Below are 24478 nucleotides of genomic sequence, written 5' to 3' on the forward strand. Positions count from 1 at the left end.
CAGCGCGCGTCACGGTACGGGCCCGCGTGGCCACGCGAAACCGCCCTGGGCGCGGCGGCGCCATCCGACGGAACCCTGCCCATGGCGCGCGGGCCCCGCCCGGGCGGCTGCTTCGACCGGGCCGCGACCGCCTCAGCTCTTGTGCGCGCCGCCCTCGGGCTTGAGCGCGCGCAGCGCCACGCGGTCGATCGCGCGCTTGAGGATCTTGCCGGAGGCACCCTTGGGCAGGGCGTCGACGAACTGCACGATGCGCGGCACCTTGTAGGCCGACAGGCGTTCGCGCGCCCAGGACTCGACCGCCGCGGCATCGAGCGTGCTGCCGGGACGCCGCACGATCACGGCTGCCACCTCCTCGCCGTAGTAGGCGTCGGGAACACCGACCACCGCCGCCTCGACCACGCCAGGCAGTTCGTAGAGCACCTCTTCCACCTCGCCCGGGTAGACGTTGTAGCCGCCGCGGATGATCAGGTCCTTGGCGCGGTCGACGATGCGCAGATCGCCCTCGGCGTCGGTCTCGGCGAGGTCGCCGGTGCGAAACCAGCCGTCCCGCAGCACCTCGGCGGTAGCGTCGGGCCGGTTCCAGTAGCCGGGCGTGACCACCGGGCCCTTGATGTAGACCTCGCCCACCACGCCGGGTGGGCAGACCTTGCCGTCCAGGTCACGCACCTCGACCTGGCAGCGGGGGATGGCGCTGCCGACGTAGCCGATCTTGGGCCCTTTCTCCAGGCGGTTGAAGGTGCCGTAGGCGGTGGTCTCGGTCAGGCCGTAGCCCTCCAGCAGGGTGCAGCCGAACTTGGCCTGGAACGCGCGCGCCACCTCGCCGGGCAGCGACGCGCCGCCGGAGATCACCGCGCGCAGGCCGGCGAAATCGCTCGGCCCCGCGTCGGGCGCCGCGTGCAGCAGGGCCGTCCACATGGTCGGCACGCCGGCCATCAGCGTCAGCTTGTCGCGCCGCAGCATCTCCAGCATGGCCACCGGGTCGAAGCGCGTCAGCAGCGACACGCTGGCGCCCCCGGAAAACGCGCTGATCGAGGTCGAGACCTGCCCGAACACGTGGAACAGCGGCAGCGCCGTGCCGACGCGGTCGGCCGCCGACATGCCGATCATCTCGGCGCCGATCTGCGCGCCCAGGCTGATGTTGCCCACCGTGAGCTGGGCGCCCTTGGGCTTGCCGGTGGTGCCCGAGGTGAACAGGATGGCGGCCGTGTCGTCGAGGCCGCGCGGCACCACTTCGGCCAGCCGCGCGCCGGCGGGCACGGCGCTTTGCGGCGTCAGCGCCGGCAGCTTCTGGAACGGGATACCGACCGTGGCCGCCGCCTGCTCCACCGCGGGGCCGAGCGCGTGCCAGGCGATCGCGCGCGTGCAGCCGACCTCGCGCAGGTAGTAGCCGACCTCGGCCGCGGTCGACATGGTGTTCACCGGCACGCCACCGCCCCGATCGCCTGGATGCCCAGGTAGGCGACGTAGAACTCCGCCACCGTGGGAGCGGCCAGCAGCACCCGGTCGCCCGGCCCGATGCCGGCATCCTGCAGCGCCGCGCCGCAGGCCAGCGCCGCGTCGCGCAGCCGCGCATAGCTCCAGGTGGCGCCGTCCACCCGCACGGCGACGCGCTCGGGTGCGCTGGCGGCGTGGCGGCAGACGGGATCGATGACGTTGGGCATGGGGAGTCTCCAGTGTCGTTGGGTACCGGGCGGGGCACGTCGATGCGCCCGGCCCGCTGGCTCGTTTCCGCCATGATACGAAGCAGCCGCGCCGCCGTCGCGACCCCGCTGCCGCGTGGGCGACAGCGGGCGGCCCCGGCCGCGGCGCCCCGGCCCGGGTGCCGCCCGCGGGGCAGGCGCGCATCAACCCAGCGCCGTATCGAGGAACATCATCACCGCGAAGCCTGCCATCAGGCCGACGGTGGCGGCGGTCTCGTGACCGTTGCGGTGCGTCTCGGGAATGACCTCGTGCGAGACCACGAAGATCATGGCGCCGGCCGCCAGGCCCAGGCCGATCGGGTAGGCCAGGGGCAGGCCGCTGGCGATGCCCAGGCCGGCCACCGCGCCCAGCGGCTCCATCAGGCCGGAGGCAACGCCAATGGCGATGGCCGAGCCGAGCGACTGGCCGATGGCACGCAGCGCGAGCGCCACGGCCAGGCCCTCGGGAATGTCCTGGATCGCGATCGCGGTGGTCAGCGGCAGGCCCACGGCGAGGTCGCCGCGCGCAAAGCTGACGCCAATCGCCATGCCTTCGGGCAGGTTGTGCAGGATGATCGCGAGCACGAACAGCCAGACCCCGCTGAAGCGCGCATCGGTCGGACCGTGCGGCCCCGAACTCTCGTGCGCGTGCGGCGTGAAGTAGTCGAGCCCGAGCATCAGCAGCACGCCCAGCGCCAGGCCGATGACGACGACCAGGGCACCGAGCACGCCGTTGCCGGTCAGGCGGGTGGCAGCGTCCAGCCCGGGCAGGATGAGCGAGAACGAGCTGGCCGACAGCATCATGCCGGCGGCGAAGCCCAGCATGGCATCGCGCATCGCGGTGTCCATGCTGCGCACCGCCACCGCCAGCACGGCCCCGAGGGCGGTGGCGCCAAATCCGGCCAGCCCACCCAGCACGGCCAGGCGCAGGTTGGCCCGGTTGTCCGGCGCAAAGGCTTCGACCCCGCTCATCAACAGCAGCCAGGCAACACCCAGCAGCGCCGCCAGCAAGGCAAGCGCGGGGGCGCGATGCGCGCGCAACTGGCGCAGCCACGCCTGGGCCAGCGACGGGCGGCGCGCGAGGTTGGCGCTGGTGTTCACGAGTTGCCTCCGCAGGGATGGCTGGCGCCTGCGCGCGCGACCATCAGGCAAGCGCCGGGGCGCCGGAGGCCGCCACTCGGGCTGGAGGGAGTGGCAACGATGCGGTCAGGCATGCGATCCGGGCGGGTGTCCATGGGGCATCGGGACGTTCGAGGCGGTCGAGCGGCGGCGTGACTTCAGCGTGCAGCGTCGCGGCCGATCACTTCGGGATTGAGCGCGGTCAGCGCGCGGCCCTCGGTCAGGTAGCCGATCAGGTTGTCGGCGGCGAGGTTCGCCATGGCCAGGCGCGTGGGCACGGTGGCGCTGGCGATGTGCGGCGTCAGCGCGACGTTGCGGCAGGCCAGCAGCTCGGGATGCACATGGGGCTCGCCCTCGAACACGTCGAGGCCGGCGGCCGCGATGCGCCCCGCGCGCAGCGCCGCCGCCAGCGCGGCGTCGTCGACCACGCCGCCGCGCCCGATGTTGACCAGGGTGGCGGTGGGCTTCATCAGCGCCAGTTCGGCGGCGCCGATCAGGTGGCGCGTCTCGGGCGTCAGCGGCAGCACCAGCATCACGTGGTCGGCGCTCGCGAGCAATTCCTCCTTGCCGACCAGGCGCGCGCCGCCGACCGCCTGCTCGACGGCCTCGGGCAGGCGCGTGCGGTTGTGATAAATGACGCGCATGCCGAAGCCGAGCGCGCCGCGGCGCGCGATCGCCTGGCCGATCCGGCCCATGCCGAAGATGCCGAGCGTGGCACCGTGCACGTCCTGCCCCACCAGCATGTCATACGCCCAGCGCTGCCACTTGCCGGCGCGCAGGAAATGTTCGCCCTCGGTGATGCGGCGCGCCGCCGCCATCAACAGGGCAAACCCGCCATCGGCCGTGGTCTCGGTCAGCACGTCGGGCGCGTTGGTGGCCAGCACGCCCGCCGCCGTCATCGCGGCCAGGTCGAAATTGTTGTAGCCCACCGCCATGTTGGCGCAGATCCTGAGCTGCGGGCAGGCAGCGACGACGACCGCATCGATGCGCTCGGCACCGGTGGTGAAGGCACCCCACTTGCCGTGCAGCCGCGCGATCAGCTCGTCCCGGGTCCACTGGGCATCCGACTGGTTGTCGCTGACCTCGAAGTGCTTCCTGAGCTTGTCGAGGATCTCGGGAAAGATCGGTCGGGCCACGAGGACGGCGGGTCGGTTGGCGTTGGACTGGGTCATGGCGCGAGTTTAGGACGGAGTCGACCCGCGCCTACGCGGCATCGGCCAGCACGGCCTTGAGGATGTCGACGAAGGCCTCGGTGCGCCGCGGCAGCAGGCTGCGGCCGGGCGTGACGCACCAGATCACGGCCGGCGGCAGGCGCCACTGCGGCAGCACGCGCGCCAGCCGCCCCTCGATCACCAGCGGCTCGGCAAAGCGCTCGGACAGGCCGACGATGCCCAGCCCGTGCACCGCCAGCGCCTGCTGCAGGCCGAGTGAATTGGCGGCCAGGCAGTGTGCCGGCAGGCCCTCCCAGCGCGCGCTGGCGCGCGCCAGGCGCCAAACCTGCCGGTCGCCGTCGCTGGCCACCAGCACCAGGCCGACATGCTCGGCGAGCTGCGTGGGCAGGTGGGGCGTGCCGCGGCGGCGCAGGTAATCGGGGCTGGCATAGAGGCCGCCGGCCAGCGTGGCGATGCGCCGTGCCACCAGCCTGCGGTCGTCCGGCAACTGGCTGGCCACGCGCACGGCCACGTCGAAGCGCTCGGCCATCAGGTCGACGCGGCGCGGCGACAGGTCGAGCTCGAGCCGCACGTCGGGGTAGCGGCTGGAAAAGCGAGACACCACCTCGACCACCGACAGCTCCTGGAACTCGGGTGGCAGGGACACGCGCAAGGTACCGTGCGGCGTGGTCTGGCGGTGCAGCGCGAGGGCCGTGGCCTCCTCCGCCTCATCCAGCAGGCGTTCCGCATGCACCAGCATGCGCTGGCCGAACTCGGTCAGCGCGAGGCGTCGCGTGCTGCGCTGCAGCAGGCGCTCGCCCAGCGCCTTTTCCAGCTCGGACAGGCGCCGCGACAGGGTCGCCTTCGGCAGGCCGGTGCGCTCGCTGGTGCGGGTGAAGCTTCCGGCCTGCACGATGTGGGCGAACAGGATGAGGTCGTCGGCATGCAGGCTGATCGGGGTCATGGCCAATGCATTATTTCAAAATTGAGACAGTCTTTGTCCGATTTGACGGTTTATCTTCGAATTTTCTACCAATAGACTTGGCGCTCGAAGCGGCAGGGCGAGACACGGCTGAAAGGGGGCATCCGACGTGGGACTTCTGATCGACGGCGAGTGGCACGACCAGTGGTACGACACCGCCAGCACGGGCGGGCACTTCGTGCGCAGCGAAGCGCAGTTCCGCTACTGGGTGACGTCCGATGGCGCCGCTGGCCCCACCGGCCTGGGCGGCTTCAAGGCCGAGCCGGGACGCTACCACCTGTACGTCTCGCTGGCCTGCCCGTGGGCGAGCCGTACGCTGATCCTGCGCGCCCTCAAGGGACTGGAGCCGCTGATCAGCGTCTCGGTGGTCAACCCGTACATGGGCGAACGCGGCTGGAGCTTCGATCCGGCGCCGGGCGTGGTGGCGGACCCGGTCGGCGCAGCCGACCATCTGTACCAGGTCTACCTGCGTGCCGACCCCCACTACACCGGACGCGTGACGGTGCCGATCCTGTGGGACCTCGGGCAGGACACCATCGTCAGCAACGAGTCCGGCGACATCATGCGCATGCTGAATTCAGCCTTTGACGGTGTCGGCGCGCGGGCCGGCGACTACGCTCCGGCCGCACTGCTGCCGCAGATCGACGCCATCAACGCCGACCTCTACGACAGCGTCAACAACGGCGTCTACAAGGCCGGCTTCGCCACGGCGCAAGCGGTCTACGAACAGGAGGTGTCCAGGCTGTTCGCGCGCCTGGACGGTCTGGAAGCAACTCTCGCGCGCCAGCGCTGGCTGCTGGGCGAACGCTTGACCGAAGCCGACTGGCGCCTGTTCACCACCTTGATCCGCTTCGACGCCGTCTACCACGGGCACTTCAAGTGCAACCTGCGGCGCCTGGTGGACTACCCGAACCTGTGGAGCTACACGCGCGAGCTCTTCCAGTGGCCGGGCGTGGCGGCCACCGTGGATTTCGACCACATCAAGCAGCACTACTACCGCAGCCACCCGAGCATCAACCCGAACCGGATCGTGCCCGCTGGCCCGATCCTGGAGCTGGGCCAGCCACCCAGCCGCGTCCTGCCTCCCCCGACTCACCCAACGCATTGAAACCGGAGAAAACCATGAGCGTGAAACTGGCCATCCTCTACTACTCGACCTACGGCACCAACCACCAGATGGCCGAAATTGCCGCCGAGGCAGCGCGCGCCGCGGGCGCCGAGGTGCGCCTGCTGAAGGCGCCGGAAACCGCGCCCGAGGCCGTGATCGCCGGCCAGGACGCCTGGCTGGCACATGCCGAGCGCACCGCCCACGTTCCGCCCGCCACGGCCGAGGACATGGAATGGGCCAACGCCTACCTGATCTCGGCGCCGACGCGCTTTGGCGTCATGGCCAGCCAGATGCGGGCCTTCATCGACACCCTGGGCGGCGTCTGGGCCAAGGGTGGCCTGGCGGGCAAGGCGGTATCGGCGATGTCGTCGGCGCAGAACCCGCACGGCGGCCAGGAAACCACCCTGCTGTCCTTCTACGCGACGGTGATGCACTGGGGCGGCATCGTGGTCGCGCCTGGCTTCACCGACCCGGTGATCTTCCAGACGGGCGGCAATCCCTATGGTTACAGCCACACGCAGGGACAGGCCTTCAACGATGACGTCAAGGCCGCCATCGCGCACCAGGCGCGCCGACTGGTCGACGTGGCCGCCAAGCTGGGCTGACACGAGACACCCCCTTCCTCCTGGAAGGGGACGCCCCACCCGGCCCCGGAGATTCCGGTCACGGGTACCCACCCGGCACGCCTCGCGGCGACTGGAGCAGCGCCGCTTCATGCCACTTCGCAATCAAGGCATCGGACCTCGGCAGGTCCGGGCCAGCAGGTCCGGACGCAGAAGGTGTGCATGAATCCGGCGTGCCCGGGAAGGCCGAAGAAACCCGTCTGGCCAAGGCGGAGCGCCGCGGTTCCCGTGACACCTGCGTGCCACTGGACGGCACGAGGAGAATCAGCCTCTGGCTGGTCTGCACCCCGCAAGGACAATGTTCTGCCGAGGCCGGGCCACGGCGAGCATTGGCAGGGCGGACCGGGCGGATCCCGGCGCGCGAGCCGCGCGTGAGCGATTCGTCTGCAGCTTGTCAGTCTTCGGTTGACCGCGGCTCGGGCGCCGTCGCCTGCCCGCGCCAGGCCCCATGTGCGCCAGCACCGGCAACCACGGTCAGGAGCGCCAGCCACGCCAGGCGCAGGCCCGGGTTGACCGCATCCTGCGCCGCGAGGCTGTAGAGCTCGACCAGCAGCGGAACGGCCACCAGCGCCACGCCATGCCACGCGGGCGCGCCGCCAAACAGGCGCCCCATCAGCCAGCCAAGGCCCCAGCCCAACGCGCAGGAAAACACCGCCACCCCGCCCAGCACCGTGCTGCTTTCCAGCGCAGCGGCGACCAGCAGCAGGAGCAGCAGCAAGGCCCCCGCCACGGCGTAGACGCCCAGCGCCCTCGCATCCAGACCACGCGGCGCCGCCACGTCTCAGTTCCCGCCGGGCCGGCCAGACGGCACGGCCGGCCTGATGGCGCGGACGCGCCACGAACCCGCCGCTCCTCTTGCCGGTCGACTCACAGCCCGTACAGCCACGGCACGTCCAGCAGGCGTTCGCCAAACAGCCGGATCGAGGCATCGCGCCCGACCCGCACCAGGCCGCGCGCATGAAATACCTCGCCGTTGCGGCGCGAGCGCTCCTGCACCCGAGCGCAGCGTTGCCAGCGTGCCAGCGCATAGCGGCGCAGGCGGGTGCGCACCTCGACCGCGTCCATGGCGAGCGCGTGCCCGAGCTCGGCCGCATCCTCGATCGCCATGCCGGCCCCCTGTGCCATGTAGGGCCGCATCGGATGCGCCGCATCGCCCGCCAGCGCCACCAGGCCGCGCGCCATCTGGTCGGCGCCGGAGACAGGCGGCCGCGCCGCCAGGACCCAGCGCCGCCACGGCTGGTCGTTCAGGCTGGCGGCCGGCGCGGCTGCGATCAGTTCGTGCAAGGGCGCGCACAAGCCCTGCAAGGCACGCTCCAGTTCGGCCTGGGCACGTGCCGGCACGTCCAGGTCGCCGCCCTGCGCCGGTGCGCGTCCGCGCACGATGGCCACCACGTTCAGGGCCGCGCCGCCGCGCACCGGATACTGCACCACGTGCAGGGCCGGACCCAGCCAGACCGTGACCTGGTTGGCACGCAGGGACGCCGGCAGCCGCGCCATGTCCAGCATGCCGCGATACGCCAGGTCACCCACCGGCTCGGGCGGCCCATCTCCCAGCAATTGCGCGCGCACCGAACTGAGCAGCCCGTCCGCGCCGAGCAGGGCATCGCCCTCGACCTCCTGGCGACCCAGCTGCACGCGCACCGCGTCACCCTGTTCGCGAAATCCGGTCAGGGTCTGGCCCAGGTTGAGCTGCACCCGGCCGGTGCGCTCGCAGCCACGCACCAGCAGGGCATGCAGATCGGCGCGGTGGATGCTGGCGTAGGGCGCCCCGTAGCGGTGCTCGGCGCGCGAGGCCAGCGGCAGCACGCCCAGTTCGGCGCCACTGGGAGCACTGCGCACCACCAGCCGCTCCGGATAGGCGGCCACGGCGCGCAGGTCCTCGTCCAGGCCCCAGGCACGCAGCACGCGCGTGACGTTCGGGCCCAGCTGCAGGCCGGCGCCGACCTCGGCAAACACCGGCGCGCGCTCGTAGACGCGCACCTCCCAGCCGGCCCGCGCCACCGCGCACGCCGCCGCCATGGCCGCGATGCCGCCGCCTGCGACCAGCAGTTGCTGCGTTGCACTCATGGATGCCGATTGTGCCGCCAGGCGGGACCTGAAGGCGACGACGCCCGCCCGGCCACCGACCGGACGGGCATGGCATCACGCGCCGCGCATCAGGCGAGCAACTGGCGCAGCACGTACGGCAGGATGCCGCCGTTGTGGAAGTAGTCGACCTCGATCGGCGTATCGATGCGCAGCGTGACGGCGATGGTCTGCTTGACGCCATCGGCGCGCGTGATCACGACGGCCACGTCGCAGCGCGGCTTGAGCACCGCCGGCGGCACGATGTCGATCAGCTCGTCGCCCTTCAGGCCCAGCTTCTCCCAGGAATCGCCCGGCTTGAACTGCAGCGGCAACACGCCCATGCCGACCAGGTTGGAGCGGTGGATGCGCTCGAAGCTCTTGGCCACCACGGCCTGGATGCCCAGCAGCTGGGTGCCCTTGGCGGCCCAGTCGCGGCTCGAGCCGGTGCCGTATTCCTCGCCCGCGAACACCACCGTCGGGATGCCGGCGGCCATGTAGTCCATGGCCGCATCGAAGATGTATTTCTTCTGGCCCGAAGGCTGGGCCAGCGTCAGGCCACCCTCCTCGCGGCTGCCGTCGGCCTTGGGCGGAATCATCAGGTTCTTGATGCGCACGTTGGCAAAGGTGCCGCGCATCATGACCTCGTGGTTGCCGCGGCGCGAGCCATAGCTGTTGAAGTCCTGCTTCTGCACGCTGTTGGCGATCAGCCACTGGCCCGCCGGTGCGCTGTCCTTGATGCGGCCCGCCGGCGAGATGTGGTCGGTGGTGACCGAGTCGCCGAACAGCGCCATGATGCGCGCGCCACGAATCGCCGTGTCCGCCTCGGCCGGATCGGTGCCGGCGAGCGTGAAACCGTCGAAGAACGGCGGCTCGGCAATATAGGTGCTGGTGGGCCAGTTGTAGACCTGCCCCTTGACCTCGGGGATCTTCTCCCACAGCTTGCCCGGCTCGGTCTTGACCTTGGCGTAGTTGTCGCGGAAGGCCTTGCCCTTCATCGCGAACCTGAGCAGCTGGTTGACCTCGTCGGTGCTGGGCCAGATGTCACCCAGGTAGACGTCCTTGCCGCCCTTGCCCTTGCCCAGCGGCTCGGTCATCAGGTCGATCATCATGTTGCCGGCAATGGCGTAGGCCACCACCAGCGGCGGGCTCATCAGGAAGTTGGCCTTCAGGTTCGGGTGGATGCGGGCCTCGAAGTTGCGGTTGCCCGACAGCACCGACGCACACACCAGCTCATGCTGGTTGATGGCCTCGTTGATTTCGGGCGCGAGGTCGCCGGAGTTGCCGATGCAGGTGGTGCAGCCGTAGGCCGCCAGGTCGAAGCCGATCTTCTCGAGGTAGGGCAGCAGGCCGGTCTCCGTCAGGTATTCGGTCACGACGCGCGAGCCGGGAGCCAGCGAGGTCTTGACGTAGGGCTTGATCTTCAGGCCATGCTCGACTGCCTTCTTGGCCGCCAGGCCGGCGGCCAACATGACGCTCGGGTTGCTGGTGTTGGTGCAACTGGTGATGGCGGCGATCAGCACGTCACCATTGCCGACGCTGTAGCCCCCCTTGGGCACCGGATGCAGGCCGACGACGGTGCTATCGGTGGCGGCCCCCAGCAGCGGCTTGTTGCCGACCATCTCGATCTTGTTGCGTGGCGATCCTTCGATGCTGCTGGGCTGCTCGGGCCGGCTGACGCCATGCACCTTGCCGTCGCGCGTCAGGTGCACGCGCTGGTGCAGCGTCTCGGCCGGGCGCTTGAAGCCGCCCTCCTCCATCGGCTTCGAATACAGCACCTTGAACTGCTCGGCCATCCGGCCCAGCGCGATGCGGTCCTGCGGCCGGCGCGGGCCGGCGAGGCTGGGCTCGACGGTGCCGAGATCCAGCGAAACGACCTCGGAGTAGTCGATCTCGCCGGCCCGGGCGGTGCCGAACATGCCCTGGGCGCGGAAGTAGGCCTCCAGCGCCTCGACCTCGGCCTTGCTGCGGCCGGTGCCCTGGAAGTATTCGATGGTGCGCTCGTCGACCGGGAACAGGCCGAGGGTGGAACCGTTCTCGGGCGACATGTTGCCGAGCGTGGCGCGATCCGGCACGCTCAGGGAGGCCGTGCCCTCGCCGAAGTATTCGACGAACTTGCCCACCACCTTGTGCTGGCGCAACAGCTCGGTCACGGTCAGCACGAGGTCGGTGGCGGTCACCCCTTCACGCAGCTTGCCCTTGAGCTCGAAGCCGACGACGTCGGGCGTCAGGAAATAGACCGGCTGGCCCAACATCGCCGCTTCGGCCTCGATGCCGCCCACGCCCCAGGCAACCACGCCGATGCCATTGATCATCGGGGTGTGGCTGTCGGTGCCGACCAGGGTATCGGGGTAGTACAGGCCGTCCTTCGTCTTGTGCACGCCCGGCGCCAGGTACTCGAGGTTGACCTGGTGGCAGATGCCGAAGCCCGGCGGCACCACGCGGAAGGTGTCGAACGCCTGCATGCCCCACTTCATGAACTGGTAGCGCTCATGGTTGCGCTGGAATTCCAAGCTCATGTTGAGCCGCAGCGCATCCTTGCGCGCGTAGTAGTCGACCATCACCGAGTGGTCGACCACCAGGTCGACCGGCACCAGGGGCTCGACCTTCTTCGGGTTCTGCCCCAGGCGCTGCGCGGCCGAGCGCATCGCCGCGAGGTCGACGAGCAGCGGCACGCCGGTGAAGTCCTGCAGCAGCACGCGCGCCACGGTGAACGGGATCTCCTCGGTGCGCGCCCCGTTGGGCTGCCAATTGGCAAGCTGTTCGACGTGTTCGGGCGTGACCTTGACGCCGTCGCAGTGACGCAGCACGGACTCCAGCACGATGCGGATCGAACGCGGCAGCCGCTTGACGTTGGGGTACTTGCGCGCCAGCGCCGGCAGCGAGAAGAACTCGCCCGTCTTGCCGGATGCGGTGGTGAACGTCCTGCGGGTGGACGCGAATGCGTGCTTGGATTTTGTCGCCATGGCTTGTTCCTCGGATCGCGGCCGGCCCCCTGGCCGGACTCACCACCGATTGTGGCATCTTGTCAGTGCCCCGCTCCACCTGTCGGCATCGCGGCGTACCGCGGCGCGAACCAGCCGGGCTGGTCGAAAGCGCCGCAAACCGCGACTGCTGCACACCAGGTGACGCAGTCACGCCACATCGGCCTGCTTGCCGCGCACGCACGTCAAACCACGCGATACACTTTGAATCATTTCAGGGCCGGTGCCTGTTTCGGTCGCCCTCTTTCGATTCGATGTCGCTGACTTGCCCCCAATGTGGTGCAGACAATCGCGATTCCGCGAAGTTCTGCCGCACGTGTGCGCACCAGCTGGTGGCGTTGGGACCGAGCGCGGACACGGCTGCGGCCGAGCCGGCAGCGCGAGCCCGGCGGCGGCGGCGCGCACGACGCCGGGCTGTCGCACGCAGCGCAACGCCGAGCGTCCGGACGCGCGCGACCTGGGTGCTGCTGTCGCTGGTGTTGCTGCTCACGCTGGGCGTACTGGGCTGGAACTCGGGCGTGCGCGATCGTGCAGCGCTGGCGCACGAGTCCGGCCCGCCGCCGCCCGCGGCCCCCCTTGCCGCTCGTGCGGCGCCCGCGGAAGCGCCCGCGATGTACCCGGCGCCGGAGTCGGCAGCGGTGGCACGCGCAGCGCAGGCCGTGCAGGCGCTGCAGGCGGAGCAGGAGGCACTGGCCAACGCGCCGCCGGCAGCCGCCACCGGGTCAGCGCCCAAGCCGGACCCGCGGCCGATGCCCGGCGCCAGGTCACAGCGCACTGTCGCGCCGCGGCTCGCCCACACGCCCGAGCCCGCCCGTGCCCCCGGCCCCGAAGATCGCCCGCCGGAGCTTGCCGCGGCAACCGCAGCGCCCGTCACTGCGGCATCCCCGGCGCCGGCGCGCCCGAGCGTGCTGTGCGGTGACACGCAATTCCTCGCCCATGCGCTGTGCCTGCAGCGCACCTGCGACAAGCCGGGCATGGCCGGGCATCCGCAGTGCGTCCGCATGCACGAGTTGCAACAATCGCTGCGCGCCGCGGGGAGCGGTGGCTGAAGCCGACGGGGCTTGACACGCGCGTGCGCAGGGGGATGAATCCCTCCCATGGCGCTGCGCGCCATCCTCCCGGAAAGGGGGCGCACCCCGTGATCAGGAAAGCCTGGGCCACGGCTGCCTGCGACCGACCCTGCCCGGCGGCCGTCGGCGCCGTGCCGGTTCATGCGCCGCGGGTGACGCGAAGCACAGTGTGGCAACCGCGGTGGCACGCCCGCGTGCCGGCACGCTTCGCCTGCGCGCCGCCAGGGAGCGCAATCGGGCACCGATTTTGCGGCATCATCGGCAATCATGGACGATCTCCCTGCCGCGCTGCCTGCCTTCGTGCAGCGCCACCCGCGCCTGCTGGTGCTCACCGGAGCAGGTTGCAGCACGGAAAGCGGCATCCCGGACTACCGTGACGCGAACGGGGACTGGAAGCGTCCCCCACCGGTCACCTACCAGGCCTTCGTCGGCAACGAGGCCACGCGCCAACGCTACTGGGCGCGCAGCCTGATCGGCTGGCAGGTGATGGGCGCGGCGCGCCCAGGGCCGGCGCATCACGCGCTGGCACGGCTGGAAGCCCATGGGTACGTCCACCTGCTGCTGACCCAGAACGTCGATGGTCTGCACGACGCCGCGGGGAGCCGCCGCGTGCTGGATCTGCACGGCCGCATCGACCGCGTGTGCTGCCTGGCGTGCCGGCACGGCCTCGCGCGTGCCGCGCTGCAGGCCGAGCTGCTGACGCGCAACCCCACATGGGCGCGGCACGATGCACGCAGCGCGCCGGATGGCGACGCCGATCTGGACGGCCTGGACTTCTCCGGCTTCCAGGTGCCGGGGTGCCCGCAATGCGGCGGCATGCTCAAGCCCGATGTCGTGTTCTTTGGCGAAAGCGTGCCGCGCCGGCGCGTCGAGCAGGCGCTGGATGCCGTGCAACAGGCGGACGCCCTGCTGGTGGTCGGCTCCTCGCTGATGGTGTTTTCGGGCTATCGCTTCGCGCGCGCCGCGGCCGAGGCCGGCAAGCCGGTAGCAGCCATCAACCTGGGCCGTACACGCGCCGACGAGCTGCTGGCGCTGAAGGTTCGGCAACCCGCGGGGATGGCGCTGATGGCGCTGGCCCAGGCCCTGGCGCCGCAATCCACGACCGATGCCGGGGCTGCCGACCGGCACGTCGACCGCGTGGTCGGCTGAAGCCGATCAACCGCGGCCAAAGTCCAGGGTCTGCACGCCATCCGGGGTGCCGAGCAGGCAGACCTGCGCCTTCTGGTGCGCGAACACGCCGACCGTGACCACGCCCGGCCACTGGTTGACCTCGCTCTCGAAGGCCAGCGGATCGGCGATGCGCAGGCCGCGCACGTCCAGGATGTGCTGGCCGTTGTCGGTCACCAGGGGCCGGCCGTCGACGCAGCGCAGGGCCGTATCGCCGCCGAGCGCGGCAAACTGGCGCACGATGCGCTGCGTTGCCATCGGGATCACCTCCACGGGCAGCGGAAAGCGGCCCAGCACCTCGACGCGCTTGCTGGCGTCGGCGATGCAGACGAAGCGGCGCGACTGTGCGGCGACGATCTTCTCGCGCGTCAGCGCGGCGCCGCCGCCCTTGATCATGTGGCCGCGCGGATCGATCTCGTCGGCGCCGTCGATGTAGACCGCGATCTCGCCCACCGCGTTGCAGTCCGCCACCGGGATGCCGAGCGCCGCCAGGCGCGCGGTCGAAGCCTCGGACGAGGACACCGCGCCGCGAATGCGGTCCTTCATCCCCGCCAGCGCGTCGATGAAGTGGTTCACCGTCGAACCCGTGCCCACGCCGACCCATTCGTTCGCCACGACATGATCCAGCGCCGCGCGCCCGACCATGGCCTTCAGCTCATCCTGTGTCATTTGCGACAATCCCCGCCGATCTCGACAAAACCCGGGAATTATCCAATGGCCCTGCTGCCCTACGGCCTGTCGCGCGCGGTCCTGTTCAACATGGACCCGGAAGCCGCGCACGAGCTGACCCTGGACCTGCTGGCGCGCGGCGCCGGCACGCCGCTGCAATGGGGCTGGTGCAACGGACGCGTGGACGACCCGGTGACGCTGGCCGGGCTCACCTTTCCGAACCGGGTCGGCCTGGCAGCGGGCCTGGACAAGAACGCGCGCGCCATCGACGGCCTGGGCGCCATGGGCTTCGGCTTCGTCGAGGTCGGCACCGTGACGCCGCTGGCGCAGCCCGGCAACCCCAAGCCCCGCATGTTTCGCCTGCCGGCGGCCGAGGCCCTGATCAACCGCATGGGCTTCAACAACGACGGGCTGGATGCCTTCATCCGCAACGTCCAGCGCTCGCGCCTGCAGCGCCGGCTGCGCGAGCCCGGCACCGGCCTGCGCATGCTGCTGGGGCTGAACATCGGCAAGAACGCAGCCACGCCGATGGAGCGCGCGACCGACGACTACCTCCAGGGCCTGGCCGGGGTCTATCCCTGGGCCGACTACGTCACGGTCAACATCTCGAGCCCGAACACCAGGAACCTGCGCGACCTGCAGGGCGAGGAAGCCCTGGACGCCCTGCTCTCGGCGCTGAAGTCGCGCCAGGGCGAGCTCGCGCAGGAACACCGCCGCTACGTGCCGCTGTTCCTGAAGATCGCGCCGGACCTGGACGCGACGCAGGTGCAGGCCATCGCCCAGGCGCTGCGCGAGCACGAGATCGAGGGCGTGATCGCCACCAACACCACGCTGGCGCGCGACGCGGTGCAGGGCCTGCCGCATGCCGACGAGGCCGGCGGCCTGTCCGGCGCGCCCGTGCGCGAGGCCAGCAATGCCGTGATTCGGCAGCTGCGCGCGGCACTGGGGCCCGACTTTCCGATCATCGGCGTGGGCGGCATCCTGAGCGGCGCCGACGCCCAGGCCAAGATCGCCGCCGGCGCCGACCTGGTGCAGATCTACACCGGCCTGGTCTACAAGGGCCCGGCGCTGGTGGACGAGGTGGCGCGGGCGCTGCGGCGGCAACCCTGAACGCGCGGCTCAGGCCGTGCCCGCGCAGAGGGGAGTCGATCTGCGGGCTCAGGTTCCACCCCTGCAGTTCGATTCATCAACCTGTCCCGCTGGGGCCCTGTTGGGGATGGTGTTCAGAATCCCGATCGACGCCTGCTGCCGTGAAGCCGTGCCAGCAGCAACAATAGCGACGTTGCCCTGCCCGCTTCCACCGCGCCCGGGTTCCCAAAGAAGCCCCGGTGCAGGTCGTTGATCCTCATGGCCGCTGGATGGCCGCGAAAGACCGCCATCCGGTGCGCGCCGTCGGTCAATGAAGCGGGTGCAGTGTGTTGCGCCATCAGGCCTTCTGGAAGCCGGAAAGAGATTCGCGGCAGGGCGCAGTTCACAGGCAGGTCTGGTCGCCTTGGCAAGAACCACCACGTCGCCGCGGGCCTTCTGCGGTTTCCTGCAGGGCGAGCCACCAACCGGCCATCTGCCTTGTTGCGTGACCTTGACATGGGGGCCAACCTTGCCTTCGTCACGCGCCGCGCATCCGGCCCCTTGGCGACTCGCTACAAGCACCGACAGCGTAAAACGCTACACCGGAGACTGCAGGAGCAACTGCGGGGACGACGCACACCGGGCATTTCTTCAACAGTCCGAAGTACGCGCGGGTGCGCGGCACGATCTGCGCGACCAGCACCAAGCCTCGGACTGACCTGTCGAATACATCGATGGGTCCCGCAACCGCAGTCGTCGCCGCGGCGCCCTGGACCAGGGTTCGCGGATTCGGTTCCTGAAAGTCAGGACCAGTCAGCATGTTGATTCACGCTCCACGGCGTTCCAGGAGCGGCCCGCTGGAAGGCGAAATTCGACAGACACCTCAGGATGACGCCTGCGCCTCTGCGACCACCTGTTGCCCAAGCGCCAGGCAGCTCGTCAGCCCAGGCGATTCAATGCCCAGCAGGTTGACGAGCCCGGGCACGCCGTGGCTGCGCGGCCCATCGACACGAAAATCGGCCGCGGGCTGGCCCGGCTCGGTGAGCTTGGGGCGCAAGCCGGCGTAGCCGGGCTGCAGGGCATCGGTCGGCAGGCCCGGCCAATAGCGTCGCACTTCAGCGCCGAAGGTCGCGGCGCGCGCCGGGTCGACCTGCAAGTCGTCGAGCCTGTCGACCCATTGCACGTCCGGGCCAAAGCGGGCCTGCCCCCCCAGGTCGAGCGTCAGGTGCACGCCGAGACCGGGTGCACCCGGTGGCACCACGGGGTAGATCAGGTGGCGGAACGGCGCCCGCCCAGGCAGCGTGAAATAGCTGCCCTTGGCCCAGCACACGGGCAGCGGTGGGCGGTGCGCGGGGTCCAGTCCCTGCGTCCGGTGCGCCAGGGCGATGGCACCCAGGCCCGCCGCGTTGACCACGGTACGCGCCAGCAGGACCGTGTCCCCAGCCGCGCCAGCGAGTTCGACGCGGACCGCGACCCGAGCCGGGCCGTCCCGCGCGACCAGGCGTTCGACCGGCGAGTGCGGCACCAGCAGGCCACCGGCGTGCTCGAGGTCGCCCAGCAGCGCGAGCATCAGGCCGTGGCTGTCGACGATGCCGGTGCTGGGCGAGTGCAGCGCGGCCTGGCAGTCGAGTTCAGGCTCCAGCGCACGCGCCGCGTCGCGCGTGAGCCATTGCAGGTCGTGCACGCCATTGGCCACGGCCTGCGCCTGGATGCCACGCAGCACGTCGACCTGTGCCGCATCACCGGCCACGATCAGCTTGCCGCAGCGCCGGTGCGGGACGCTCCGTGCGGCGCAGTACGCGTACAGCATCCGGCGCCCCTGCACGCACAGGCGCGCCTTGAGCGATCCGGGTGCGTAGTAGATGCCGGCATGGATGACCTCGCTGTTGCGCGCGCTGGTCTGGGTACCAAAGGTTTCACGTGCCTCCAGCACCAGCACCTCGCGCCCGGCCAGCGCCAGCGCACGCGCCGCCGCCAGGCCGACCACCCCGGCGCCGATCACCACGCAATCGACCTGCTCCACGCCCATGGCCCGCTCCCCGCCTCTGGCCGGCCGCGATCAACCCAGCGCAAGCGTGCGCAGGGCCAGGGGTGCGAATCCATGGGCCAGCGGCCCGACGCCGTGTCCCGTGCGCACCGGGGCGCCGGCCGTCAGCGCGGCGTGCACGAAGTCGCGCGCGGCGCGGACCGCGGACGCCAGTCCCGCGCCCTGTGCCAGGTGCGCCGCGATGGCCGACGACAGCGTGCAGCCAGCCCCGTGCAGGTTGTGCGTCGCCACGCGCGGCGCCTGCAGCGCGAGCGGCGCCTGGCCGCGCTCCAGCAGCAGGTCGTGCACCGTCTCGCCCGGCAGGTGGCCGCCCTTGAGCAGAACCGCGCGTGCACCCCGTTGCAGCAGGCCCTCGGCCGCTGGCAACATGTCGGAGACCGCCCGCACCGAACGGCCCAGCAGCAGCGCCGCCTCGTCGAGGTTGGGCGTGATCAGGCATGCGCGCGGGAACAGTTCGGCCACCAGCGCCTGCACGGCCTCGGGCTCGATCAGGCGCGCGCCGGTGGCCGAGACCATGACCGGATCGAGCACCACCTGGCGCATGGCATGGCGATCGATGGCGGCGGCCACGGCCTGCACCACCTCGGGCGCGTGCAACATGCCGATCTTCACCGCGTGCGCGCCGATGTCGCTCATCACGGCGTCGATCTGGGCCACCAGGAACTCGACCGGCACGCCGTGAATGGCAGTCACGCCCAGCGTGTTCTGGGCCGTCAGTGCGGTGATCGCGCTCATGCCGTAGCAGCCAAGCGCGGCAAAGGTCTTGAGATCGGCCTGGATGCCGGCGCCGCCGCCGGAATCGCTGCCGGCAATCGTGAGGACACGTACGTATTGCTGGTTCATGGCGATGGTGTGAACAGTCGAACTTTCCGGCACGAGAGACGCGAGGGTTTCGCGGAAGACCCTGAAGGATTCAATCTAAAGACGGCGGTTGGACGCGTTCGCCCAACAGGTGGAGGTGATTGAAGCCGCGAAAGTCAAGGTTCATGCGGCGCTCGTGAAGAAGGCAAGCGGTCAACTGCCGTTTTCAGGTTCAATGGCGTTCTGTTGCATCCCCTGCGCATGGTTGCCGTCTCTTGGCCTTCACAGCGACGGGTGCGGCAGCGACGGCACCGGCAGGCGCGACAGGGTCCGCCCGCGCTCGATTGCGGCCTGCCAGGCCGGCGCGCTGGCCGCCGGATCATCGCCCAGGCCGCGCACGACGCAGACGCCGGCGGCGCCGCTGCGTGCCGCGCGCTCCGCCTGTGCGTGCTCCAGGATGCCGCCGATGGCCAGCACCGGCAGCCCCGCCATGTGCACCCACCAGGCCAGGTTGTCCAGTCCCTGCGGCTGCCACGGCATGGCCTTGGTCAGCGTCGGCCACACCGGACCGCAGGCCACGTACCACGGCGCCAGCCCGCGCGCGCGGCACAGTTCCCACAGGCTGTGACTGCTCACGCCCAGACGCAGGCCACTGGCGGCCAGCTCGGCCCGACCAGCGGCATCCAGTGCCAGCAGGTCTTCCTGGCCCAGGTGCACGGCCAGATGGCGCACATCGCCCGCCGCCAGTTCGGCTGCGAGCCGCCAGTGATCGTTCACCACCAGCGTGGCGTCCGCCTGGCGGCAGGCCGCCAGTGCCTGTTGCACGGCGACGCGCAGCCCGGCGTGCCAGGCGGCGTCGGGCCGCGGGGGCGTCTTGATGCGCAGCTGCACGGTCTTCACCCCCCCCGCAAGCACCAGGGACACGCGCTCGATGCGATCGACAATGGCGTAGAGACCGATATCCGCAGGCCCTTCCCCGGCGCACGGCCCATGCAGCAGGCGCGACCAGCGCTCGCAGTCCAGGCTCTCGTCCCAGCTCAGCAGGGGCAGGCGCTCGGGCTGCGTGGCGAAGTCGGCGCGTGGTCCCACGGGACCGGCACCCTGCCCCGCCGCATGGCCATGGGCGATCGCGTGCGCCGTCGCCATCTTGGCCAGTACCAGCGCGTCGCCCGCCACGAAACCCAGCGCCAGCGCACTGGTGGCGCTGCTGGCAAGGGTACAGCCGGTGCCGTGCGTGTGCGGGCTGTCGATGCGTGGCAGCAGCAGCCAGCCACGCGCATGCGCAGTGTCGATCCAGTCGAGCGCCAGGCCCGGCGCGTGCGCGCTGTCCCCGCCGGTGATGGCCACGGCGGCCGCGCCGAACGCACGCAGCGCCTGCCCCAGTTGCGGAGCCCTCAGCGCCTCGGCACCCGTGCCCACGAGCCGACGCGCCTCGCCTTCGTTCGGCGTGACCAGGGTGGCGCGCGGCAGCAGCAGTTCGCGATAGGCGTCCAGCACGGCGGCATCGGCAAAGGCCGCGCCGCTGCTGGCCCCCAGTACCGGATCGACCACCAGCGCCAGCGGCCACGTGGCACGCAGTCGATCAACCCAGCGCGCCACGACGGCCACGTTGTCGACGCTGCCGAGCAACCCGGTCTTGATGGCGACTGGCGGGAGGTCCTCGGCCAGCGCCGCCAGCTGGGCGTCCAGCAACTCGGGCGCCACGGGATCGACGCGAGTCACGATGCGCGAGTTCTGCGCCGTCAGCGCCGCCACCACCGGGCACAGGTGCACACCCAGGCCCGCGGCTGCGCGCTGGTCCGCCGCCAGGCCGGCGCCGCCACCGCTGTCGTTGCCGGCCACGCTCCAGACGATGGCTGGCGTCACCGATGGGGCGGACGACGCCCCGAACCCATCGACCGTCATCAGGGCGCACCCCCGATCAGGAACGGGCTGCCCGTCACCGGCGTCGAGGCCACGGCGAAGTCCTGGCGCGCCATCACCCCGGCCCGGTAGGCCGCGCGACCAGCCTCGATCGCCTGCCGGAAAGCCCCTGCCATGCGCACCGGGTCCGGGGACTGGCTCACGGCACTGTTCAGGAGCACGGCGTCGTAGCCCATCTCGAGCGCCTGTGCCGCGTGGCTGGGCGCGCCAATGCCGGCGTCGATGATCAGCACCACGTCGGGCAGGCGCTCGCGCAGCAGGCGCAGCGCAAACGGATTCACCAGGCCCTGGCCCGAGCCGATCGGCGCACCCCAGGGCATCAGCAGCGGACAGCCGGCATCCAGCAAGCGCTTGCAGGTCACCAGGTCGTCGGTGCAGTAGGGAAACACGGTGAAGCCATCCCGCGCGAGCTGGCGCGCGGCCACCACCAGTTCCTGCGGATCGGGCTGCAGCGTGTACTCGTCGCCGATCACCTCGAGCTTGATCCACGGTGTATCGTAGAGCTCGCGCGCCATGTGGGCCAGCTCGATCGCCTCGCGCGCCGTGCTGCAGCCGGCGGTGTTCGGCAGCAGGCGTGCGCCCTGCGTCTTCATCGCGGCGCGGATGATCTCGAGGAAGCGGTTGTCACCACCGACAGCGAGCTGGCGCCTGAGCCCCACGGTGACGACCTGCGTGCCGGACGCAGCCATCGCATCGGCCAGCACCCGCGGTGAAGGATAGCGCGCGGTGCCGAGCAGGAAACGGCTCGACAGCGCGACCTCGCCCACGAACCACGCGTCGTCACGCGTTGCCTGGATCGTTTCGTTCACACGTCACTCCTTACAAGGTCAGCCAGCCGCGTTGCAAGCCCAGGGCGGCGACACCGCCAGCTCCCACCAAGCCGGCAAAGCCCGCCCACTCGCGCTGAGAGAACACGCGCCGCCCGTGCTCGCGCCGGGCCCACGCATACAGCAGGGCCCCCGGCACATACAACAGCGCGCCGAGCAGCAGATACTTGACGCCGCCGGCGTAGACCAGCCACAGGGCATACACCAGCGCCACTCCGGACAGCAGTGCATCGCGCTGGCGCCGCGCGCGCTCCGCCAGACCATAGCCGCTCCCGCCGACGGCGATTTGCAGGCCATAGCCAGCCGCCCAGGTGTAAGGCAGCAGGATCATGGCGGTGCCCAGGTTGACCAGCGACAGGTAGGTCGATTCGCTCCACAAGGTGACCAGCAGGAAGGCCTGCACGCTGGCGCTGGTCAGCCACAGCGCCCGGGCCGGGACGCCGCGTGTGTTCTCGCCCGCCAGCCAGGCCGGCGCGGCACCGTCGCGCGCGGCCGCGTGCAGGGTTTCGGCCGACAGCATCAGCCACGACAGCAACGCGCCCGAGAGCGAAATCAGCAGGCCCACGCTCACCAGCACCCCGCCCCAGGGGCCGACCGCGTGCTCCAGCACGTAGGCCATGGACGGATTCTTGAGCCGCGCCAGCTCGGGCTGCGCCAGCACGCCCATCGACAGCAGGCTCACGGCCACCAGCAAGGCCAGCACGAACAGGAAGCCCACCAGCGTCGCGCGCCCCACGTCGACGCGTCGCCGGGCGTAGGCCGAATACACGCTCGCCCCCTCGACGCCGATGAAGACCCACACCGTCACCAGCATCATGCCGCGCACCTGCTCCAGCACGCCGCCCAGAGCGGGGTTGCTGCGGCCCCAGACGTCGACCCTGAAGACGTCCGGCCGGAAGGCCAGCGCCACCAGCAGCACGAACAGCAGCAGCGGCAGCAGCTTGGCCACGGTGGTCACCTGGTTGATCAGCGCCGCCTCGCGGATGCCGCGCAGCACCAGTGCGTGCGTGCCCCACAGCATGACCGAGGCGCAGGCCACCGACAGCGCCGTGTTGCCGTCGCCAAACGCTGGCCAGTAATGGCCCAGCGTGGAAAACAGCAGCATGTAGTAGCCCACGTTGCCCAGCATCGCCATGAACCAGTAGCCCCAGGCCGAACTGAAGCCGGCAAACGGCCCGAAGCCCGCGCGTGCGTAGGCGTAGATGCCCGAATCCAGCTCGGGCTTGCGCAGCGCCAGGTTGAGGAACACGAAGGCCAGCGCCAGCATGCCCAGCCCGGTGATGAGCCAGGCGATGGCCGTGGCGCCGACGCCAGCGCTGGCCGCCGTGTTCTGCGGGATCGAGAAGATGCCCCCGCCCACCATCGAGCCCACGACCAGCGCCGTGAGCGCGCCCAGGCGCAGCGTGTTCGTGCCGGCCGCCATGTCGCCCGTGCCCTCAGCCACCGACGATGGGCTGGAACAGCAGCACCTGATCGCCGTCCTGCAGCCGGCGTGCGGCGCGTGCGACCCGGGCCACGAACTCGCCGTTGACGGCCGTGCTCACGGCTTCGGGCGCGTGCCCCAGCAGCGCCACCGCGTCGGCCAGGGTGCTGCCGGCCGGCAACTCGCGCGCCTCCTCGCCGAGCTGGATGCGCACCGTCTGCGGCGCGGTGGGTCTTTCGGACATGGTCAGGCTCCTGCAGCTGCCGGGGTTGCCGGCCCGGTTTGCAGTCTGGCGGCGAACCCGCCCTCGTACCAATCCGCTTCGTCCAGCGCCTGCTCCACCAGCGCGGGCGCCAGCAGCCAGCCATGGCGAAACAGTCCGTTGATGCGCAGCAGCCGGCCCGCTTGTTCGATGCGCGGGTTGTTGTCCGGCAGCGCCGGGCGCAGGTTCACGTCCAGCTTCTGGATGCGCGCCTCGGCCAGGGCCGGCAGCATGCTATGGGCCGCGGCCATCAGCTCGACGGCACTGCGCAGGCTGACCGGCGAGCGGTCCTCGCTCTCGATCTCGCTGGCGCCGACGATCAGTTCGCGCGCCGAGCGCGGCACCAGATAGACGAAGTGGCGCGGGTGCAGCAGGCGCGCCGGACGCGTCAGTCCGTGGCCGGGGCAGTCCAGCCCGATGATCTCGCCGCGCACCCCGCGCACCGGCAGCGCGGGCCGTGCTCCCGTGCCCCGCACGTCGATCACCGCGTCGAACGCCAGCGTGCGCCCATCGGCCAGCTGCAGCGTGCCGCCGGCCGCGCCGCCCTGCAGCGCCAGAACCGGCGTCGCCCAATGCCAGCTCACGTCCGGCGCGCCGGCATGAAGCGCGTTCATCGTCGCCACGGTGTCGATGTGGCCCTCGCCCGGCAACAGCCAGGCGTGCGCCGGGCCCTGGATTGCCGGCTCGAGCGCGCGCAGTTCGGCCGGCGTCAGCGGCTGTTCGCCCGCCGGCAATTCGAGATGGCGCCACTCGGGCGTGCGCGTCGCCGCGTGCAGGCGATCGAGCACGCGCCGCGCCGCCCCGAGATCGGGCCGATGCGCCAGCAGCAGGCTGCCGCGCACCACCAGTGACGGCGGCCCAGACAGCGCCGCCACGACGCCTGGCCAGAGGGCGAGCGAGCGAAAGCCCAGGCGCGCCACCGCTGGCTCGGCGTTGTCCAGCTCCGACAGCGGGCTGAGCATGCCGGCCGCGGTGAAGCCCGCGGCCGTCGGCACGTGGTGCTCGCCCGCCTGGCTGCGCACCATCGGCCGCGGCCCGGTCGACGGATCGAACACCGAGACTCGATGGCCGGTGCGCGCCAGGTGCCAGGCCAGGAGGCGCCCCAGCAGGCCGGCGCCGGCAATGCCGATGGCAAGCCCGCGCGTACTCATGGCCACGCGCTGGCGCGCCCCGCCAGACACCCCGATAGATTCATGAAGCCGGTTCCTGCAAGCATCCCCATCCTCCAGGCTCCGGATCGCCCGCGTGCGCCGCCCCGTGCAGAAGGCACGCCGCGCAGCCAGCTGCTCTTCCTTACGCCGGTACAAACCGGATCAAGTCGACGGGTTCGGCTGCATTTCCCCAGCCATCTCAGCACGCTCGCGCGGGCTCCCCGGAGTGCCTGCATCATAGCGCCGCCACGCCCGCGCGCCACAACGGAAAGCCCCGCACACCTTGCGATGTGCGGGGCCGTGAATCTGGCTCCCCGACCTGGGCTCGAACCAGGGACCTGCGGATTAACAGTCCGTCGC

At 70.9% G+C, this 24478-nt stretch carries 20 protein-coding genes, 1 pseudogene and 1 riboswitch; of the genes and pseudogenes, 5 read left to right on the plus strand and 16 right to left on the minus strand.

Annotated features, from left to right (window positions below; translation table 11 throughout):
* Positions 1 to 132: 132 nt before the first annotated feature.
* The 5 genes and pseudogenes from PKA16_RS04940 to PKA16_RS04960 form a co-directional block, all read right to left on the minus strand.
* Positions 133 to 666 (minus strand): hypothetical protein, encoded by a 534-nt coding sequence (locus PKA16_RS04940; RefSeq protein WP_324401024.1) that lies wholly within the window; start codon positions 664 to 666, stop codon positions 133 to 135.
* A pseudogene (locus PKA16_RS04945) lies at positions 640 to 1661 on the minus strand (AMP-binding protein); the annotation flags it as partial. The pseudogene PKA16_RS04945 and the gene PKA16_RS04940, both read right to left, overlap by 27 nt.
* A gap of 183 nt (positions 1662 to 1844) precedes the next feature.
* Positions 1845 to 2651 (minus strand): ZIP family metal transporter, encoded by an 807-nt coding sequence (locus tag PKA16_RS04950; RefSeq protein WP_324401025.1) that lies wholly within the window; start codon positions 2649 to 2651, stop codon positions 1845 to 1847.
* 305 nt (positions 2652 to 2956) lie between these two features.
* Positions 2957 to 3970, minus strand: coding sequence for a D-glycerate dehydrogenase (locus PKA16_RS04955; RefSeq protein WP_324400987.1), 1014 nt, complete (start codon positions 3968 to 3970; stop codon positions 2957 to 2959).
* A 31-nt stretch (positions 3971 to 4001) separates the two neighbouring features.
* Positions 4002 to 4913, minus strand: coding sequence for a LysR family transcriptional regulator (locus PKA16_RS04960; protein ID WP_324400989.1), 912 nt, complete (start codon positions 4911 to 4913; stop codon positions 4002 to 4004).
* A 127-nt stretch (positions 4914 to 5040) separates the two neighbouring features.
* Between PKA16_RS04960 and PKA16_RS04965 the strand changes: the two genes are divergently transcribed.
* Both PKA16_RS04965 and wrbA read left to right on the plus strand, forming a co-directional pair.
* A complete protein-coding gene (locus PKA16_RS04965) occupies positions 5041 to 6039 on the plus strand; it encodes a glutathione S-transferase family protein (protein ID WP_324400991.1) in 999 nt (332 codons plus the stop codon).
* 14 nt (positions 6040 to 6053) lie between these two features.
* Positions 6054 to 6644, plus strand: coding sequence for an NAD(P)H:quinone oxidoreductase (gene wrbA / locus PKA16_RS04970; RefSeq protein WP_324400993.1), 591 nt, complete (start codon positions 6054 to 6056; stop codon positions 6642 to 6644).
* Positions 6645 to 7056: 412 nt separating this feature from the next.
* Here wrbA and PKA16_RS04975 read toward each other — a convergent pair whose 3' ends face one another.
* From PKA16_RS04975 to PKA16_RS04985, 3 genes are all read right to left on the minus strand, one after another.
* Entirely contained in the window at positions 7057 to 7440 is a 384-nt protein-coding gene (locus PKA16_RS04975) for a hypothetical protein (RefSeq protein ID WP_324400995.1), read from the minus strand.
* Between the two features lie 89 nt (positions 7441 to 7529).
* Positions 7530 to 8729 (minus strand): FAD-dependent monooxygenase, encoded by a 1200-nt coding sequence (locus PKA16_RS04980; RefSeq protein ID WP_324400996.1) that lies wholly within the window; start codon positions 8727 to 8729, stop codon positions 7530 to 7532.
* A gap of 89 nt (positions 8730 to 8818) precedes the next feature.
* Positions 8819 to 11692 carry an aconitate hydratase gene (locus PKA16_RS04985; RefSeq protein WP_324400998.1) on the minus strand — a complete coding sequence of 958 codons (2874 nt, stop codon included), beginning with the start codon at positions 11690 to 11692 and terminating at the stop codon, positions 8819 to 8821.
* 479 nt (positions 11693 to 12171) lie between these two features.
* On the opposite strand from PKA16_RS04985, the gene PKA16_RS04990 reads away from it, so the two are divergent.
* Both PKA16_RS04990 and PKA16_RS04995 read left to right on the plus strand, forming a co-directional pair.
* Complete coding sequence (locus PKA16_RS04990; protein WP_324400999.1) at positions 12172 to 12759, plus strand: hypothetical protein; 588 nt, start codon at positions 12172 to 12174, stop codon at positions 12757 to 12759.
* A gap of 288 nt (positions 12760 to 13047) precedes the next feature.
* Positions 13048 to 13929, plus strand: a complete 882-nt coding sequence (locus tag PKA16_RS04995) for an NAD-dependent protein deacetylase (protein ID WP_324401001.1) — start codon at positions 13048 to 13050, stop codon at positions 13927 to 13929.
* Between the two features lie 6 nt (positions 13930 to 13935).
* Here the strand turns inward: PKA16_RS04995 and rpiA are convergent, their stop codons facing one another.
* A complete protein-coding gene (gene rpiA / locus PKA16_RS05000; protein ID WP_324401003.1) occupies positions 13936 to 14616 on the minus strand; it encodes a ribose-5-phosphate isomerase RpiA in 681 nt (226 codons plus the stop codon).
* A gap of 45 nt (positions 14617 to 14661) precedes the next feature.
* On the opposite strand from rpiA, the gene PKA16_RS05005 reads away from it, so the two are divergent.
* Positions 14662 to 15726: a quinone-dependent dihydroorotate dehydrogenase gene (locus PKA16_RS05005; protein WP_324401005.1), complete on the plus strand. Its 1065-nt coding sequence runs from the start codon at positions 14662 to 14664 to the stop codon at positions 15724 to 15726.
* A gap of 841 nt (positions 15727 to 16567) precedes the next feature.
* Here PKA16_RS05005 and PKA16_RS05010 read toward each other — a convergent pair.
* From PKA16_RS05010 to PKA16_RS05040, 7 genes are all read right to left on the minus strand, one after another.
* A complete protein-coding gene (locus PKA16_RS05010) occupies positions 16568 to 17713 on the minus strand; it encodes an NAD(P)/FAD-dependent oxidoreductase (RefSeq protein ID WP_324401007.1) in 1146 nt (381 codons plus the stop codon).
* Positions 17714 to 17743: 30 nt separating this feature from the next.
* Positions 17744 to 18574, minus strand: coding sequence for a bifunctional hydroxymethylpyrimidine kinase/phosphomethylpyrimidine kinase (thiD, locus tag PKA16_RS05015; RefSeq protein ID WP_324401009.1), 831 nt, complete (start codon positions 18572 to 18574; stop codon positions 17744 to 17746).
* Positions 18575 to 18814: 240 nt separating this feature from the next.
* A complete protein-coding gene (locus tag PKA16_RS05020; RefSeq protein ID WP_324401011.1) occupies positions 18815 to 20437 on the minus strand; it encodes a bifunctional hydroxymethylpyrimidine kinase/phosphomethylpyrimidine kinase in 1623 nt (540 codons plus the stop codon).
* Positions 20437 to 21264: a thiazole synthase gene (locus PKA16_RS05025; protein WP_324401013.1), complete on the minus strand. Its 828-nt coding sequence runs from the start codon at positions 21262 to 21264 to the stop codon at positions 20437 to 20439. Before PKA16_RS05025 ends, PKA16_RS05020 begins: the two co-directional genes overlap by 1 nt.
* 10 nt (positions 21265 to 21274) lie before the next feature.
* Positions 21275 to 22726: an arginine-ornithine antiporter gene (arcD, locus tag PKA16_RS05030; RefSeq protein ID WP_324401015.1), complete on the minus strand. Its 1452-nt coding sequence runs from the start codon at positions 22724 to 22726 to the stop codon at positions 21275 to 21277.
* Positions 22719 to 22949, minus strand: coding sequence for a sulfur carrier protein ThiS (gene thiS / locus PKA16_RS05035; RefSeq protein ID WP_324401016.1), 231 nt, complete (start codon positions 22947 to 22949; stop codon positions 22719 to 22721). The genes arcD and thiS overlap by 8 nt, the downstream gene beginning before the upstream one ends.
* Before the next feature lie 2 nt (positions 22950 to 22951).
* The gene (locus PKA16_RS05040; protein ID WP_324401018.1) at positions 22952 to 24118 is read right to left on the minus strand and encodes an FAD-dependent oxidoreductase; all 1167 of its coding nucleotides are present in this window, start codon (positions 24116 to 24118) and stop codon (positions 22952 to 22954) included.
* Positions 24119 to 24240: 122 nt separating this feature from the next.
* A riboswitch (TPP riboswitch) is annotated at positions 24241 to 24353 on the minus strand.
* Positions 24354 to 24478 lie beyond the last annotated feature (125 nt).

Origin of the sequence: Ottowia sp. (assembly GCF_035325765.1) — a bacterium.
Lineage (GTDB): Bacteria > Pseudomonadota > Gammaproteobacteria > Burkholderiales > Burkholderiaceae_C > Ottowia.

What these genes read in the sequence shown, in the direction of transcription:
- wrbA (WP_324400993.1), top strand. Translation starts at nt 6,054, where the DNA reads ATGAGCGTGAAACTGGCCATCCTCTACTACTCGACCTACGGCACCAAC.
- PKA16_RS04995 (WP_324401001.1), top strand. Translation starts at nt 13,048, where the DNA reads ATGGACGATCTCCCTGCCGCGCTGCCTGCCTTCGTGCAGCGCCACCCG.
- PKA16_RS05005 (WP_324401005.1), top strand. Translation starts at nt 14,662, where the DNA reads ATGGCCCTGCTGCCCTACGGCCTGTCGCGCGCGGTCCTGTTCAACATG.
- PKA16_RS04960 (WP_324400989.1), bottom strand. Translation starts at nt 4,913, where the DNA reads ATGACCCCGATCAGCCTGCATGCCGACGACCTCATCCTGTTCGCCCAC.
- PKA16_RS05020 (WP_324401011.1), bottom strand. Translation starts at nt 20,437, where the DNA reads ATGACGGTCGATGGGTTCGGGGCGTCGTCCGCCCCATCGGTGACGCCA.
- thiD (WP_324401009.1), bottom strand. Translation starts at nt 18,574, where the DNA reads ATGAACCAGCAATACGTACGTGTCCTCACGATTGCCGGCAGCGATTCC.
- PKA16_RS04955 (WP_324400987.1), bottom strand. Translation starts at nt 3,970, where the DNA reads ATGACCCAGTCCAACGCCAACCGACCCGCCGTCCTCGTGGCCCGACCG.
- PKA16_RS04985 (WP_324400998.1), bottom strand. Translation starts at nt 11,692, where the DNA reads ATGGCGACAAAATCCAAGCACGCATTCGCGTCCACCCGCAGGACGTTC.
- PKA16_RS04950 (WP_324401025.1), bottom strand. Translation starts at nt 2,651, where the DNA reads ATGAGCGGGGTCGAAGCCTTTGCGCCGGACAACCGGGCCAACCTGCGC.
- PKA16_RS05040 (WP_324401018.1), bottom strand. Translation starts at nt 24,118, where the DNA reads ATGAGTACGCGCGGGCTTGCCATCGGCATTGCCGGCGCCGGCCTGCTG.
- thiS (WP_324401016.1), bottom strand. Translation starts at nt 22,949, where the DNA reads ATGTCCGAAAGACCCACCGCGCCGCAGACGGTGCGCATCCAGCTCGGC.
- PKA16_RS05010 (WP_324401007.1), bottom strand. Translation starts at nt 17,713, where the DNA reads ATGGGCGTGGAGCAGGTCGATTGCGTGGTGATCGGCGCCGGGGTGGTC.
- rpiA (WP_324401003.1), bottom strand. Translation starts at nt 14,616, where the DNA reads ATGACACAGGATGAGCTGAAGGCCATGGTCGGGCGCGCGGCGCTGGAT.
- PKA16_RS04980 (WP_324400996.1), bottom strand. Translation starts at nt 8,729, where the DNA reads ATGAGTGCAACGCAGCAACTGCTGGTCGCAGGCGGCGGCATCGCGGCC.